At 49.0% G+C, this 16023-nt stretch carries 8 protein-coding genes, 1 tRNA gene and 1 pseudogene; 3 read left to right on the top strand and 7 right to left on the bottom strand.

Translation table 11 applies throughout. From position 1 onward, the window contains the following. The first annotated feature begins 172 nt into the window (after positions 1–172). Positions 173–1102: a prenyltransferase gene (locus HPY52_07760; protein ID NPV80159.1), complete on the top strand. Its 930-nt coding sequence runs from the start codon at positions 173–175 to the stop codon at positions 1100–1102. Between the two features lie 76 nt (positions 1103–1178). Here HPY52_07760 and HPY52_07755 read toward each other — a convergent pair whose 3' ends face one another. Then, positions 1179–2168, bottom strand: coding sequence for a hypothetical protein (locus tag HPY52_07755; GenBank protein ID NPV80158.1), 990 nt, complete (start codon positions 2166–2168; stop codon positions 1179–1181). Positions 2169–2384: 216 nt separating this feature from the next. Between HPY52_07755 and HPY52_07750 the strand changes: the two genes are divergently transcribed. Continuing rightward, a tRNA-Arg gene (locus HPY52_07750) sits at positions 2385–2460 on the top strand. A gap of 392 nt (positions 2461–2852) precedes the next feature. Here HPY52_07750 and HPY52_07745 read toward each other — a convergent pair. The 5 genes from HPY52_07745 to HPY52_07725 form a co-directional block, all read right to left on the bottom strand. After that, positions 2853–3944, bottom strand: a complete 1092-nt coding sequence (locus HPY52_07745) for a hypothetical protein (protein ID NPV80157.1) — start codon at positions 3942–3944, stop codon at positions 2853–2855. Beyond that, positions 3941–5740 (bottom strand): ABC transporter ATP-binding protein, encoded by a 1800-nt coding sequence (locus HPY52_07740; GenBank protein ID NPV80156.1) that lies wholly within the window; start codon positions 5738–5740, stop codon positions 3941–3943. Before HPY52_07740 ends, HPY52_07745 begins: the two co-directional genes overlap by 4 nt. A gap of 879 nt (positions 5741–6619) precedes the next feature. After that, positions 6620–8026 carry a radical SAM protein gene (locus HPY52_07735; GenBank protein NPV80155.1) on the bottom strand — a complete coding sequence of 469 codons (1407 nt, stop codon included), beginning with the start codon at positions 8024–8026 and terminating at the stop codon, positions 6620–6622. A 942-nt stretch (positions 8027–8968) separates the two neighbouring features. Beyond that, on the bottom strand, positions 8969–9109 hold the full coding sequence (locus HPY52_07730; GenBank protein NPV80154.1) for a hypothetical protein: 141 nt from the start codon (positions 9107–9109) through the stop codon (positions 8969–8971). Between the two features lie 40 nt (positions 9110–9149). Beyond that, complete coding sequence (locus tag HPY52_07725; protein ID NPV80153.1) at positions 9150–9302, bottom strand: hypothetical protein; 153 nt, start codon at positions 9300–9302, stop codon at positions 9150–9152. A gap of 251 nt (positions 9303–9553) precedes the next feature. Here HPY52_07725 and HPY52_07720 point away from each other — a divergent pair. Beyond that, positions 9554–10635: pseudogene (locus tag HPY52_07720) on the top strand (IS110 family transposase). A 679-nt stretch (positions 10636–11314) separates the two neighbouring features. Here the strand turns inward: HPY52_07720 and HPY52_07715 are convergent. Then, on the bottom strand, positions 11315–15925 hold the full coding sequence (locus HPY52_07715) for a DEAD/DEAH box helicase (protein NPV80152.1): 4611 nt from the start codon (positions 15923–15925) through the stop codon (positions 11315–11317). Between the last annotated feature and the right edge of the window lie 98 nt (positions 15926–16023).

Here is a 16023-nt window from a genome sequence, read left to right as displayed (position 1 = left end):
TTGCTTCAATAGACAAATAGCGGTATAGTCAATTCTGGGCATAATCAGGCCTATGGTTCTCATCGCTCATATCATATGTAATCTCGTCGCTCTTGCATAGAATCTCGCCATCAGCAAAGCGCGGTCATCGGACTTTGTCATACGTATTCCTTATCAATGGGAGGGAGGATACTTGATCTTCACATTTCTATCCGCACGCCAGCAACGCGGATTGATCCAACTGGCAGATCCAAAGATCTGGATAGCCTCCACAGTGCCAATGCTCACAGCTGTGACACTGGCTTATGTAGATGCAGCATCCTTTTCCATTGGATGGTTTCTCCTCACCCTCATTGGAATATATGCTGTGGAGGTGGGCAAAAACGCCGTCAATGAGGTCGTAGATTGGCGTTCCGGCGCTGATAGATTTGTCTCTCCGGAAAATCTGACTCCCTTTTCAGGAGGGAAAAAGACGATAACAGGGGGGCTTCTCTCCGAAAATGAGGTCATCATCATCGCCATAGCAAGCTTCACGGTTGCCGCGCTTATCGGTATTCTCATCTGGATCTTCAGGACCTGGCACGCCTTCTGGATCGCTGCCATCGGCGGGCTTCTCGCCATTGGCTACAGCATGTGGCCATTATCCCTTGCATATCGCGGCTTTGGCGAAGTCACCGTGGGCTTTACCTTTGGTCCATTATTGATGCTAGGAACTTATGTAGTTCAAACTGGCCAATTATCACTAAGACCGATACTCATCAGCATTCCGCTCGGCATCCTCATCGCGGCAGTCCTGTGGATCAATGAATTCCCAGACTTTGAGGCAGACTTGCACGCCAACAAACGCAATTTGGTTGTCCGGATGGGGCGAGGCAAGGCGCGAACAGTCTTCGCTATATTGATGGCATTGGCGGAGATCTCCATAGTGGGACTAGCTGTCTACTTTCGTAGCCCATGGTTGCTTCTAGGTCTCATCGGAGGCCTTGAAGCATACCGCGCTACGAAGGTATGCTGGTCTTTCTATGAAGCCACCGCGCAGCTCATCCCCGCCAATGCTGGCACAATCAAGACCTATATCCTTACAGGCCTAGGACTTATACTCGGCCTCCTCCTCGGGCGCTAGATATTCATCTCTTTTACGGAACGCTCCCCGCCCCAGGATTGCCGTGCTATCGCACCATTCGGCCGGTACTGCTGTATCACTGCTGAGGAGGCTGGGGCTGCCGGGATGGGAACCACGGCTTATTTGTCCCAAACCTGGTTTCCAACACGCCCCCAAGGCCAATTACACCCACGACGACAGCCACTAACGCTCCCAGCCCCGGGACCCAGCCCAGAAGCGCAATGATGAGGGCGCCCACAAGCACCTTGACAAGCTGCGTCATAGTGGCATTGGCCAGCTTTGCAACTCTATCCCCCACTAAGATCGAGACAGCTGCATGCCCGAACATCGCTGCTACTATATAGAATAAGACCCAGAGCGGGATGAGCGGGATACCTATCAGGGTAATAGCCAGGATTATGATGGAGGGCACAAGAAGCAGCCACGCCACCAGTCCAACAAGTGTAATCCGCCCCAGCTTCGCCTCGATGGCTGAAGCCACGGCGGCTGTATGATTCGGCCAGATGGCAACGATGGCCAGAGATAAGACCAATGCGCCTATGAGCCTGATGATCCACATGGCTCCGAAGAATTCCCATGGCATATGCCTGGGTGCCCAGCGCATATGGGGCCAAATCATATTACCGAATCTGAACGTGAATGGGAAGCCCGAAGTTGTGACATCGCCCTGCACAACGGCGCCGGGCGACCTTTCGATAGAACCGCCCACGCTTGTGACATCCCCTGTTACCCTAGCTTTCTCGCCTAGATAAATCCTTGATCCGACAGAAACTACATCTCCCTCGACCGTGCCATTTACCTCAACCGGTCCGCCGATGGATACTGCATCTCCTATCACACGCCCATCTACCGTGACCTTTCCACCCATGGACACCACGCCGCCTTCAACAACTTCGTCGGCGTCAACATGAATAGAACCCCCGAAGACGAATGAGCCACCGCTCCTCTTGCTTTCAGCAAAGGTCACTGAAGATACGGTCAGAATCAAAATCAACGCTGATATGACAATAGCCCTCGCGCTCAATCTGAATCCCAAGGGTCCTTTTCTTATACTCATCGCATTCATCGGATAACGCCTCCTATAATATGATATGCCAATGGATATTGGCCCCAACCTCTTTCAACTGATTTGTCTCATTTGTTATCTAGACTGACCGATCTCACCTGCCTCAGACCTAATTGGTCTGAAGGGAAATCGATCTAAATGAAAAAAATGGAGATTTGACAGAGCTGCGCCAAGCTGTTATTATTACAGTGTAACCACAAAAGGGATAGAAGAAGTGCGCCTATAGCTCAGAGGATCAGAGCGCCGGCCTCCGGAGCCGGGTGCGCAGGTTCGAGTCCTGCTAGGCGCACCATTTATATCCTTTGCGGCCTCCGATAGCTCGCTGTTCAGTTCCTTTATCTCCATCTTTGCTTTTTCAACCCGTTGGTTCCCGTTCTCCTTCCTCGTGACGCGAAGTTCCGGGTTAAAAATGACTATATACCGGGTCTTGCACCTCTTGTATGTCCTATAGAATATCCTCGCATTCCCATGAAGGCTGAACCCATCCAATTTCCGGGGGATGCTCACTTTCGTTGAATTATCAGCCTCTGCGAGGTCAAAGGCCAATTTCCTGCACCTGTCGAGGTCTATACCCGCAAGTTGGGCAAGCTCTGGGAACTGCTCTGACCTTAAAGTAAAGGTGGAATCATTGCAAAGCCCCATGCGTTTCAGAGCATGATACAGGTATGTCATTCAGTCCTGTGATCATCTCCCTTTTGCCCAACAATGGGTATCGAAATGGGCCATTATGGCTTGAGCTGCTCTGGGGACGCCCCACTCTATATGCAGGTTGGCGAAGTTGCTCCTTACCCTATTTCTATAATCAGGACCTTGTATTTCTTGCATAACCGTCAATAGTTTCTCTACTGTTAGGTCTTGTTGGGAAATGTATATCGTGAGTCCTCGCTTGGCCATAATCTGGACATATAGTTCTTCAAACATGTTGATGCTAGGAGGATATGGGATAGCCAAGGTTGGTACCCCGATATCCGCCATCTCCCATAATGTATTTATGCCTCCTCTTGTTATGACTAGATGGCTGATAGCAGCCAATTTCAATATGTCTGGTGTATTATCTATAATTCTTATACATTCATCTACTGAAGAAGCATATGAGAAAAACTTACCCAGAGAGCCACATACTAAACAAAGACTCTCAGCAGCCTGTGACTGCAGGAATGCTTCAATTATGATTTCCAGGAGAGATATATTAGCCGCCATGGTAGTTATGCTCCCACTGCCGCCCAGCGTTACCAAGATAATTCTCTCCTCCACCCCGATGCCCAAAGACTCTCTGGCAGCCTGTAGATCCTGCGCTGTATACGCATTTCGCCTATATATGGGTCCCGTATACAGGATTGGGGATGTTATTCTTCTGTTAGCCCTGGGGAAGCCAGATTGTTCTGCAAGTAGAATCATGTCCGCCTGATTGAACATATCAATTCCTTCTTCGTCCCCAGGTGGGGGGAACCAATTAGTTATAAGGATGCAAGGTATGCCAAGGCCTCGCGATAGCGGTAGCGCGAATAATTCCTCATCCGAGACTATTAACATAGGGGCAACCTCTCGAATGTATTTGGCCAATCTGCATATGCGTCTCCCTACTGATCCAGCAGCTGGTAGGTCAAGGTTGAAGCAGCACCTACCAAAAGCCTCATATGCTCTATACCCCGAATCGTAAGATGAAAACCCCAGAGATATTTCTGGTCTATTCCTGAATATCTCTTCCGCTATGAGTATGTCTCTTATGCTATGACCCCATCCTAGGCCACGGGAAATGAAAAGAATCTCGCTCATGTCGGTAATACTCCCCCCGCAATGCCGTCCTGACACTCGTCTGATGGAAGAGTCTCATCCCTTCCATCCCTGAATTGTAAGTCATAAAGGTGCTTATAAAGGCCATTTTCGTCAAGCAATTCTCTGTGCTTTCCTTGCTCTACGACTTTACCCTCATCTATGACATATATTATATCTGCATTTTCTATGGTGCTCAGTCTATGGGCTATCACGAGGGTCGTTTTCCCTTTCATCAGCGATTTCAATGCTTCTTGGACCAGTCTCTCAGATTCTGAGTCCAACGAAGATGTAGCCTCATCTAATAGCAGTATTGGAGCATCCTTGAGTATCGCTCTTGCTATCGCTATCCTCTGTCTTTGTCCCCCCGAGAGTTTGGCTCCCCTTTCGCCCACCAATGTGTTATACCCTTCGGGTAATTGAACTATAAACTCATGAGCATTTGCGGCCTGAGCTGCCTTGATTATTTCCTCCAGACTCGCCCCCGGCCTTCCATAGGCTATATTCTCAGCGATGGTAGTCGGGAACAAGTAGGGGTCCTGAGATACCAAGGATATATAGGATCTTGCACATTGAAGGTTCCATTCCTTCAGGTTATGTCCATATAGCAGGATCTCCCCCCTATGAGGTTCGTAAAACCCACATATGAGTTTGATCACAGTTGTCTTTCCGCTACCGCTTGGTCCAACGAGCGCTATGGTAGATCCCGCAGGCAACTCAAAAGAGAGATCTATCAATACTTCTGCCTTGCCATCATAGGAGAAAGACACATTCCTTAGGGCGATGGGGGGAATTGTGCTGTCAGGTTCGAGTGGAATGCCGTCGGTACGCTCCATTGGTTGTTCAAATAATTCGAATATTCGAAGACCAGCTGCCATGGATCCCTTCAGACTGCCCATCAATTGGGGCATCATAGATAATGGCTGTACCAGATAATTAAGCAAATTCAGGAAGGCAATCAGACTCCCCATTGTTAATTCATTCGCTATAACAAGGTATCCGCCATAGGCCATACACAGGATGAAAGGTAAGACAGATAGAAATATGCCCAGGGAGAATACCTTAGCCTGAGCTCTTGCTATGTTGACCCCCTCACCGATCGTTTTCTCGTTTGCTGCCTTATAATTCCTGATCAAAAGGTCTCCGAGGTTAAATGATTTGGCTATTTGTATACCGCCAATAGCATCCTGAAGCAGCGAATTCAATTTTCCTAGATTTTCCTGAAATTGATTGGTATGCTTTGCTATCGGCCCGGCCAGCATATTCGCCCAAAACGTGAATAATGGCATTGTGACGACGCTGAATAGCGCTAATCTCCAGTTTGTGAGCACAAGGTAAGTGAAGGAACCCAAGAACAGCAGTGGTTGAAGGATGCATTGGGAGAAATCCCTTTGCAAGAAATCCTGCAAAACACCTATATCATTGGTAAGGCGGGAAACGATATCGCCAGAGTGGCCAGAATCTAAGTATGAAGTCGATATCCCTGCTATATGGCGTCCGGCACGCCATCGTATATCGCGGAGGCCATATGCGGTGAATCGCCCGGTAGAATACCGGGCAAGATATTCGGCTGGAAAGTTGAGCGCAATCAAGATCAATAGGATTAGCACGTTAGATAGGAAGGCATCCCGGTTGGCACTGAGAGACATATCTATGGTATGTCTCATGAAGTGGGCGATGAATACAGTTAAGGCCGCACCAAGGGCAACACTAAATAGATTGATCGCCATCCAGGGCCATTGCGGCCTTAAGAAGCCAAATACCCGTCTGAGCCCTAACCAAGTATCGGAATCCTTCATAGAATTCCCTCCCTGGGCTGAAATAGCAAGTCTGCATTGATCTGTGAGACAATCCTAGATCGCACTGCAATTCTAGATTCCCGCCCACCCCTAGCTATAGTCACATAGCGCCGACCATATTCCCAGTCTACATGTCAATCGACACCAGGATAGATAGGCTTATATAGAGCTATCGTGGGTTCCATTATGCATATTTAAATTGATGGTCTATACAATGCAACTCATACAATATGGTATCGGATCGATCATCCGTGATATACACATGATCTAAGGGAACCCACCTTAAAGGTGTATCTAACCATATTCTCCCCCATATACATCTCATGCCAATAATAATCGTTGCATGAAAACTATTGGGTATTCTTTCAAGGACCTTTCGCATTATACCTTCTTCCGCTATTTCATCTGCACGCGAAGGAACTGCAGTGTCATAGGGATGGGAATGCATGAAGACAAACGAAAAACCATTTTTTTGGCAAAATTTTATGGCGCGTAAGAGAAATTCAGGGTTAACACAAATGTGGCTATGCTCACGAATTAAGAGTGCAGTATCAGGCACGGATATGATTTTGCTTATTGACAAGGTACTAATAGCGCTATTCAAATTCGGTTTCGCTAGACCTATTATCGAATTCTCTATTTTCCACTCACTTTTATCTAAGATTTCCCTTATTTTCTCAAGAACACCTGTTTTCATTGATAGAGAGTGGCTGCGTATGGAATCAATACTTAGCCTTTTCAATGTTAACCTCCTCTCCGAAACAAAATCCAAATGATATGGCCAGTTCCTGCACTCGCCCCTTGACTTTGTAAGAATATCTGGAAAAATTGGCGTAAAAGACCCCCCTCATGCCCCAGCTATGTCCTTTTGCAGGCTTTTCATACATATACCCAGTTTGCAATTTTGTAAATGCTCGAGATAAAGTCTTTCCAGATCTTTTCATTTGTCCTCATGCTAAACAAAGTGTCAATAGCGACCTCTACGGTCCTTCTTGTCCTATCGCAGTACGCCTCATCTATGGGAATCAAGACATTCGTTTTATCGTATTGATAAGCAATACATGCATGGCAATACGGTTTCACAAAGCAATTTCTGCATAGGGCGTTATGATCCTTCTTCATATCTAGCAAATATCCCTGGACTTGCCCGAAATGTGCATTATCAAAAATGCCATCTCTTAGGCAATTCCCCATGTAGAATTTCTCTTTACCACAAAATAACTGGCATGGGTACATATCTCCATTTGGCATCACAGATATTGTGTTAATGCCAGCGGTACAATAGTATTCTGAACCCCAATTCAATGCCAAATATATCAGAATCTTGAGGGGCTCGAAATCCAATATCCCCTCATGTAACAACCCTAGCGATTCCTGTAGCCTCTCACCGAAGTAATCCTCCCCCTGCTCAACGAGAAGCTGTGATCTTATTTGGGATCCTTCTGGGTTTCCCATGTCACCGACATTTGAGATCAATATGGTGGTGACCCCGAATTTGTCACGCAGAAACCGAGCTACATCCCTGCGGGTCAAGCCTGCTTTCACATGCTCCATTGTATATGTAACCTCGAGCGCATCCGGCTGACCGGTAGCCTCCTTGAGTCGGCAGATGTTTTTGGCGACCGTCTTGAATGTCCCCTTGCCGCTTCTATGAATCCGCAACATATCATTTATTTCCTGCGGCCCGTCTAAGCTTACGCAGAGATGTATATCATGTTGCCCTATGATCTCAATCATCCTCGCAGGCAAAATGCTAAGGTTTGTATTCATTCCTATTTTAGGAACATCTTTTTTACTGCACTTCTGCTCTAGATAATTGCATATGAAATCTATTATTCTCCAATTTAAGAGTGGTTCACCCCCGAAAATCTGAATCGCCTTTATCCGATGGTAGACTGCATAGAACTGCTCGAATACCTCGCGTACAACCTCGGGAGTCATTTGGCCCCGGACCTGTTGGTGGTACATGCCACCATCTGCGTAGCAGTATCTGCACTTAAAATTACAGTAATTAGTTACTATTAGCTGCAGCTTGCCCAGTACCGACTCCTTGGTGGGACTCGCTATTTGTTCTTTGTGGATTATATTGGATACTGAGTTAATAACCCCCTTAATCTCCCTATATGAGCCGCGCAATCTTTCGGCTATCTCAAACTCGTCTCCCCCCTTCACCAATAATCTCAGTATATGATAAGAACGCTCATTGAGCTTAAGCATAATGCCTGAAAGAAGGCTAAATGCCCCATACCGCCCATCGCCGCAATCAATGAGTTTTAGATTGTCCAATATATGGCGCTCCCTCATTCTTATCACCTCGGCGAGATTATTAGAAATACAAGCCCAATACTGCCCAAACCTAGAGATTGCGCCACTTCATCATAGCTGAGGCCGCAGAGAGTAAATCCATGCCTCAAGTAATCTATGATGCCCCTGGCTTCAGCTATGGAGTCCAGAAATCACCTACATCTACCAAAGTGATCTGCCCTTCGCCCTTTTGGCGTGTCTTAGAATTAATAATGGACCATCACAGATTTGTGTGAGGTTGGCTACTTAAATGTGAATCTGTTCGCGTGAATACAGATATACGAACATTTACTCCGATCTATACGGGTTATTCTCATATTACTTAATTTTCTTGCATGTTAGCTAATTCTTATCGCCAAAATCATGAGTGTGCTAGCCCAGTTTCACAGTAAGCCCCGATAAGCCTTAATAATTGTACAGTCATTTTATGCGCGTCCTAATCAGCATCCCCTCCGCCTAGAAAACCGCCGATCGCTCGGTAGCGATTGTTGTCGTCTGCCAAGCGACCGGCAGTCGACGATGGCCGAAGGTAACTCGTGGCTACAGGAGGACATATCCCCCGCTGGGATTACCACTTTATGTTATGCGCCTCTAGATCAGGAATAGAAATTCTCATCGCTTCAAGTTTGGGGGCAAAAATGTACCGGTTATTTGTAATGACCGACTTAGGAGATTGATCAAAGACACTTGCAGTCTCCACATATTGTGACCATGCTCAGACATTGTCCCAATATATCGTGGGATGTAGCCCATTCAGGAGAATTTCCAAGCATATTCCTGGTACTATTCTGCCAGATAGGTAGCACATGGCAACTTAATCGCAGAAGCGGCCGCCTGTCGCCCTTCAGACACAGATTACAGGGCGGGTCAGCCACGCTACCGACCGCCGAATTGGATGGCAGCTGCCTACATAACAAAGTAGTACTAGCAGCATCCTCCGCACCAGATTAAAGCGCCACAACCAGCATCTAGGGTATAGCACAACTCGGCCAGATCGTTCAGCTCCGAAAGGTCTAGTTCCTCCATCTCTAGCTCTCGTAAGAGAACCTGATCCTCATTAGCCACTTCTAATCCACCCTCCTTTTACATTAATCATCGGATAGTCTCAGCAAATTCTACAACCACCACAGACAATAACGGCACCACAACCGGCATCTAGGGTGAAGCAGAGTTCTCCTAGTGTTTCTAAGTCGCTCAGGTCTAGTTCCTCAATATCTAAGGCATTTTCGTCAACAAGTATCGTCTCCTGGTCTACCATTGGAGACTCACCTCCTTATCTGCTAAACTCAACTTAGGCAGCAGGAATACCCTCCTAAGTTGGCAAAGATAGTTAAAAGGTTTCCGGGAAAAGGATTCCACCTCCTGGCAATTCGACTGCTTACGAAAGAGCTACCTTTCCCGGATCAAATTTGCAGACTGCGGTTCATAGAAGGGTTGTGCTTCGAGCACCGTGTTAGATAAGGCCCACTGCCAGTCTGCAGCAGAATTCTTTCTGGGGAGGTTCTGAACATGTACTTTGTAGGGATTGACTGGGCTGACCTGCATCATGACGTAGCCGTGCTCGATGAAAAAGGTCAAGACCTAAAATGCTTCACCATTCCCCATAAAAGGGAAGGCTTAGAGCAGTTGAAACAAAAACTATTGAGTATCAACCCCGATCCGGAAAGCTTCGCCTGCCTGGTGGAAACCAAAAACGGCCTTCTGGTGCAGTTTCTTTTAGAAGCCGGTTTTCCGGTTTACCCCTTGAATCCAAAGGTTGTGGATTACCGGCGAAAGCCCTCCGGGGCAAAGAGCGACCCCATCGATGCCCGGCTTCTGGCCAACATTGGCCGGTCCGATCTGGCGCAACTGAAGAGACTTAAGCCAGATACTGAACTAATAGCGGAACTAAAGATGCTTACCCGCGACCAGGACAGCCTCATCCAGGAATCCACCCGGCTGACCAATAAACTCATTGCCTGCCTGAAGGAGTATTATCCGGTTGCCCCGGAGTTCTTCTCGAAGCCAACCCTATCTGGCAGAAAGCGCAGGAGCCTCAGCTTCGAGCCAGCGCCCCCACTGTGCGGGCAAAGTGCCGCTTAATGCTCGCTCTGGTGGGTCAGCTGGAAGTAGTCAAAGAGCAGATAGCTGCTTATGATGAGGAGATCAACCGCCTTTTTCAATTGCACTCCGACAGCAAAATCTTCGCTAGCCTTCCAGGAGCGGCCGGGAGGCTGGCGCCAAGATTGTTGGCGGAGTGGGACGATGATAGGGAACGCTACGAGAACGCAGCTGTGGTTCAGGCTTTAGCTGACACCTCGCCGGTAATCTTTCAGAGCGGCAAGTACCGCTTTGCCCGGCAACGCAAATCCTGCGTCAAACCTTTCCGACGAGCCATGCACCTATTTGCCTTCCAGAGCATCAGGCAGGTCTCCTGGGCACGGGAATATTACGACACCAAGAGAAGCCAGGGCGAAACCCACCATGAAGCCTTGCGGGCATTAGCAAATATCTGGGTACGGATTGTTTTTGCCATGTGGAAAAACCGTACTTGCTATGACGAAGCCATGTTTATCACACCCCGCGCCAGGCATCTTAGTCGGGCAGCATAATATTAGATATTTGGTTTTCAATGTTCTTTAACCGCCGGTAAGGATTGGATTTTAATCTGCCCATTGCCGGTGGAAGGGGAGAATCCCGTCCCTTCAAAGAGCACGAACATTTGTACTACCTAAAATCTCTTGATAAACCTATTGACATAGAAGGTCTTTCGCGATGGTTTGCATCCTATATACACCAAAAACCTTATCTATCGAAACGTTGAGATGCTAAACACCTATTGCTATCTCCCGCTGGATCTAATATAACAAATTCAGCTTCAGCTAAGGTTCTAAGAAGTGATTTATACTTCCGTTGAGTAAGGTAATCTCGCCTTTTTTACAGTCCTCCTTCAGGCTTGGATTCAGATTGAGAGGCGATTGTCGTAATAAATAATGGCGAGGACTGTATTTTATCTACAAGTCGATAGCAGAAACACTCTTTCGTGAACAGAATACCGATGATGGGCATTATGATAGATTCCTCGATCATATTTTACTACCCCCCCACCGCAAATCGCGTCGAATGGTGCCGAGGAAAAAACGAGAAATTTCAATAAAGCTCATGATGTATAAATAATTATATACATGTTCTGCTTATAAGGTTATAGAGGCCCTATTGAAAATAATAGGGGTGAGTTCTGATGAATCGTTCGATGTAGAACCAATGACTAGACTGAGGATCGCAATGCTATCATCCGCACCACTTGATCATGGTCCGCGGTCCCCGCTCAAACCCTAGTTCAGCAAGGTAATGCGCCGCCGGAGTTCCGAGGACCGGACCGCCATTCCATTCCGCTATTTCTATCCGTCGCCTGCCATTCATCTTGGATAGAATATTCATCAGGGCCTGAAGCGCAGGAATCATTTCGTCATCCGGCAAATCAGAAAGAGTGCGAATTCTGGCTTTTGCTCCATCTGCGGCCAAAACTGGTCGTCCTGAGCGCATCACTATCGCTGACAAAGAAGAGGGATGCAGAGGAGAACTGAGGCCATTGCCGCATTCCGACTGTTTGTTGCCACATGCCAACTGCCATGGAAGGATACTGCCCCAGGGGTTGGACGGATCCCCGCCGACCAGCCCGAGGAAACACTTGGCCTTCTCATCGCGGGTCTTTCTCAGTTCTTCGATGACATCCGGCCGTGCATACTGGATACCAGATAGACCCTGGACGAAATACCCTCTTCTTATCCTGCCAGAAGCCTCCCATGCATCTAGAATATTATGTAGGATACCCCAGGAGATTCCCTCCGACATGGCCACTTCACGCGTGACAATGCCATACCTGTCGAAAAACATGTCGCATAGCATCTCGGAAAGGTTCTCCGCATGGTCATCACCAGGACCTTCGACTAGAAACCATCTTCCCATCCTATCTATGACCTTGTTCATCATCCATCTTCGTTCCACGATCTGCCTGACCGGCTCAAATGTATCATTTGCCACATAACCCATGGTAACCAACTCGATTATGGCAGCTATAAGCCGCTCCGGAGGAAGATCAGTTCTCTGCCATATCTGGTTTAGGAACATGGCGCCCCCTGAACGCAGGGCAGAGATGACCTGGCGGGCATCGTCCGATAGTCGCCCCAGATCTATTGCGGCATCGTTGGTTTGACCCGGTAGCGAACGGGCCTGCTGAAGCACGAAATGTGGCATGCCCGGAGGGAGATCGCGGTCTGCCGGCCAGAAGGCTACATTCAAAGATGCGATCCTGCCTCCAGCGCCCACCCACGTAAGCTGTCCTCTGCTAATGAGATGATCCAGCATAGATGGCGAGTAGTCCTGTATACGCGCCTGTAGAATGCCACCTTCCCATTTTCTGGCGGGCAGGAAAACCCCCCTGAGCTGAGCAAGGACTCCGCCCAATGCCTCCTGCCCCATGCCTGGCGAATCTATCCGATGATACCGGGCGAGAAACAACGCATAGGTCTCGGGATCGCATGGTTCTATTTCACGCCGGGCCTTGGCCAGGCTGGTCCTGTGAATCCGCTGCAAAATGGATGTACAGCACCATTCCCTCTCATTTCCCCATGGCAAGAACTCCCCAGATTGGATCAGCCCTTCCGCTTCGAGCCTCCCGAGAGAACCGGCTGATTCCACTTCACCAAGTCCATAACGATTCCTTAGATCCCGGATATTGAAAGGACCATGGGTTTGAGCAAACCTCCGGACGATTCTGTCCAGCGCTTCTTCCCGGGATGGTTCAGCCTGTCCGGTGCTATTCAATGGTTTCAACCCAGCATCCCCTATAGACCCCGTTCCAAAGTGGCAGAGCATTGATCCCATGGTGTCAGAGTAAGCAGCTGCCAGATCGCCACCATCTACCGAAATTCGCCCAGCCAGTGCCACACGATAGTCGTTCAGGTTTTCCATCGAGACCCAGGCGTCTACCTTCCTTGCAAGGTCGGGAATTGTCCATGTAACTTGAGTCGCGCGCCCTAGAGCCTTGAGTCTTGACATAGTTTGTTCTAACTCGCGACTACGATGGCTATATGATTCTTTCTCGCTCTCAGCAGGTATGTAGTCCCCGATCTTAAGAAGCCAGGCATGCACTTCATCTGGATCATCAAAATGCTTTATGGAATGAATCCCACTCGCGGCCCTTTCTGCTTCTCTGATAGCCTCAGTGTCCAGGAGCCCCCGGATCTCCTCCTGAGAAAGCAGAGCCCGGAGCGTTTCCCTATTTATCCCCATGGAATGCACTTTGCGCTCAGCCTTTGGGGTGTCAAGTTCATACATATACGCTGCCATAAGGCCAAAGACCATTGGTTGCGCAAAAGGTGACGGTGTCTTTCTCCTCACGTGGTGTATCTGGATGGAACTATCATGAATGCGAGAGATTAGAAGGCGCAAGCTCTGAAGGTCGAATATGTCCTCCAGGATCTCCCTGTAGGTTTCCAGGACTATTGGAAATGAAGGGTACCTGTCGATTACCTGGAGGAGATCCTTCGCTTTGAGACGCGATAGCCACAGCGGCGTGCGTTTCTTGCCATATGCATGCCTCGGCAGCAGGAGCGCGCGCGTGGCTGAATGACGAAAAACAAGTCCGAAAAGAGGGGCGGTCTTGATGAGCCGGGCAAGCCGCTCATCGAGGCTCTCCACATCGAGAGACATAAAATCTAATAATGGCGGCCTATCGGCGGCGGGACAAAGGAAGATTATACCATCATCCTGGCAGACACACTCCAGCAATAGACCATATTTCTCATGGATAGCATCGGCTAGCAGCATGGCCAGAGGCTCATTCACCCTGCGGCCGAAAATGGAATGAATAGCTACACGCCAGTTGCCGAGTTCATCCTGAAATTCTTCCAGGACAATACAATTTCGTGATGGCAGACGATCTGTAGCCTCTTTCTGCGCTTTGAGAAATTCATACAGATTCCGGGCTGCTATGGAGCCTATGGGGAAATCACGGCAAATCCAGTCCATGAAATCAGTACTATCAAGCCTCTTTTCAGCTTCCTCCAGGAATTCGCCCATGATACAGCCAAGCTCGTAGGGCCTACCGACCCCTTCGCCCCTCCAGAAAGGAACAGTCGGGGCCCCCTTTCCGGGCGATACTATAACCCTGTCATTATGTATTTCATCGATCTGCCATATGCTGGTTCCAAGGATGAAACGGTCGCCAATACGACGCTCAAAGACAAACTCCTCGTCAAGTTCCCCGAGCCGCTCTCCGGATCCCGACAGATAAACACCATAATACCCGCGGTCAGGAATGGTCCCGCCATTGGCGTAGATAAGGTGCTTGCCGCTTTCACTAGCATTGACCCTGCCATTTATCCGGTCCCAAAAAACGCGCGGTTTCACGCCGAGAAATTCATCATCCCTGACCCTCCCAGAAAGCATTTCAAGGACGGATTCAAAGGCCGATCGGGGCAATGTGGAATAACCATAGGCTTGTCTTACCAGATTGAAAAGCTCGTCCACAGGAAGGGGCCCCTCTAGGGCGAATCCGACAACATGCTGGGCCAGGACATCCAGGCAGTTGCGGGGAGCATGGCATTCCTCTATCCGACCCATCGTCATTTCCCGTGCAATGACAGCAGCTTCCAGGAGATCCTGACGCGTCTTGACCAGGATGCGCCCTTTGCTAGGCAGGTTCAAAAGGTGTCCTGCGCGGCCTACCCTTTGGAGCCCGCGCGCTACCTCATGGGGGGATTCGACCTGGATTACAAGATCGATTGACCCAATATCAATGCCCAGCTCAAGTGAGGAAGTAGCCACAAGACACCGGAGCTGGCCTGCCTTGAGAAGGGATTCCACCTCATATCGAACCTCGCGCGAAATGCTTCCATGATGAACACGAGCCACCCGTTGTCCTGACAATTCGTTTATATTGGCCGCGATACGCTCCGCCAGAGCGCGATTATTGACGAAAATGAGGGTCGAACGATGTGTAAGCACCTGAAATGTCAGCTCTTGATATATGCTTGGCCATATGGTCTTCTCCGGGAGTTCCCTTAGATTCTCCACCGGGGTCTCTACCCTCAGATCCAGCTCTTTCCTCTGTCCAGTATCTATGATCTTTACAGGGCGGGGAATCCAGACGGGGCGCCGGTCATTGAGATCGCCGGGAGTTCCCCCGCCAAAGGCGGGAATTCCCCCACCAAGGAATCGAGCCACTTCATCCAGAGGTCGTATAGTGGCGGAAAGCCCGATTCTCTGGGGCGAACTCAAACCGCGCCGGCGGATCAGCGTATCGAGATGCTCGAGACTCAATGAAAGATGGACCCCTCGTTTGGTCGGGAAAAGGGAATGTATTTCATCAATGATCACGAATCTGGCGGTGGAGAGAATATCACGTGATTTGGAACAGAGCATGAGAAACAAGGATTCTGGGGTCGTGATGAGAATATGTGGGGGATGCCTCAACATTCTCTGGCGCTGGCTGGCAGGAGTATCTCCGGTGCGGACGGCAGCTATCAACCGAGGCAAATCCATTCCCAGACGGGATCCTGTTTTTTTGATCCCATCTAGTGGCAGCTCGAGGTTGCGGTGAATATCATTGTCCAGAGCTTTGAGCGGAGAGATATAAATGACCTGCACTCCGGAATCAATGTCTTTGCCGGATTCAAACTGGGAAAAGAGCCAGCTGAGACACTGGAGAAACGCCGCAAGGGTTTTCCCTGACCCGGTGGGTGCCAAGATAAGGACATTTTCGCCGGAAGCGATGGCAGGCCAACCCAATGCCTGCGGCGGACTCGGTTCTCCAAAGGTCTCCTCGAACCAGGCGGCCACAGCTGGGTGAAAATACGGAAAGCGACTGCTGGGTGATGAGATATTCCCGGCTTGCATCTTCACGAAACAAGGAAAGCTCCCTTTTCCAAGAGTGGTAGTCCGTATATTATGTTACCACTTCTACCCATACACATTCAAGACAGGGATATCCCGAC

The sequence above is a fragment of the Bacillota bacterium genome (assembly GCA_013178415.1).
Classification (GTDB): Bacteria; Bacillota; SHA-98; order Ch115; family Ch115; genus Ch115.
This window is presented reverse-complemented; position numbering and strand designations above follow the sequence as displayed.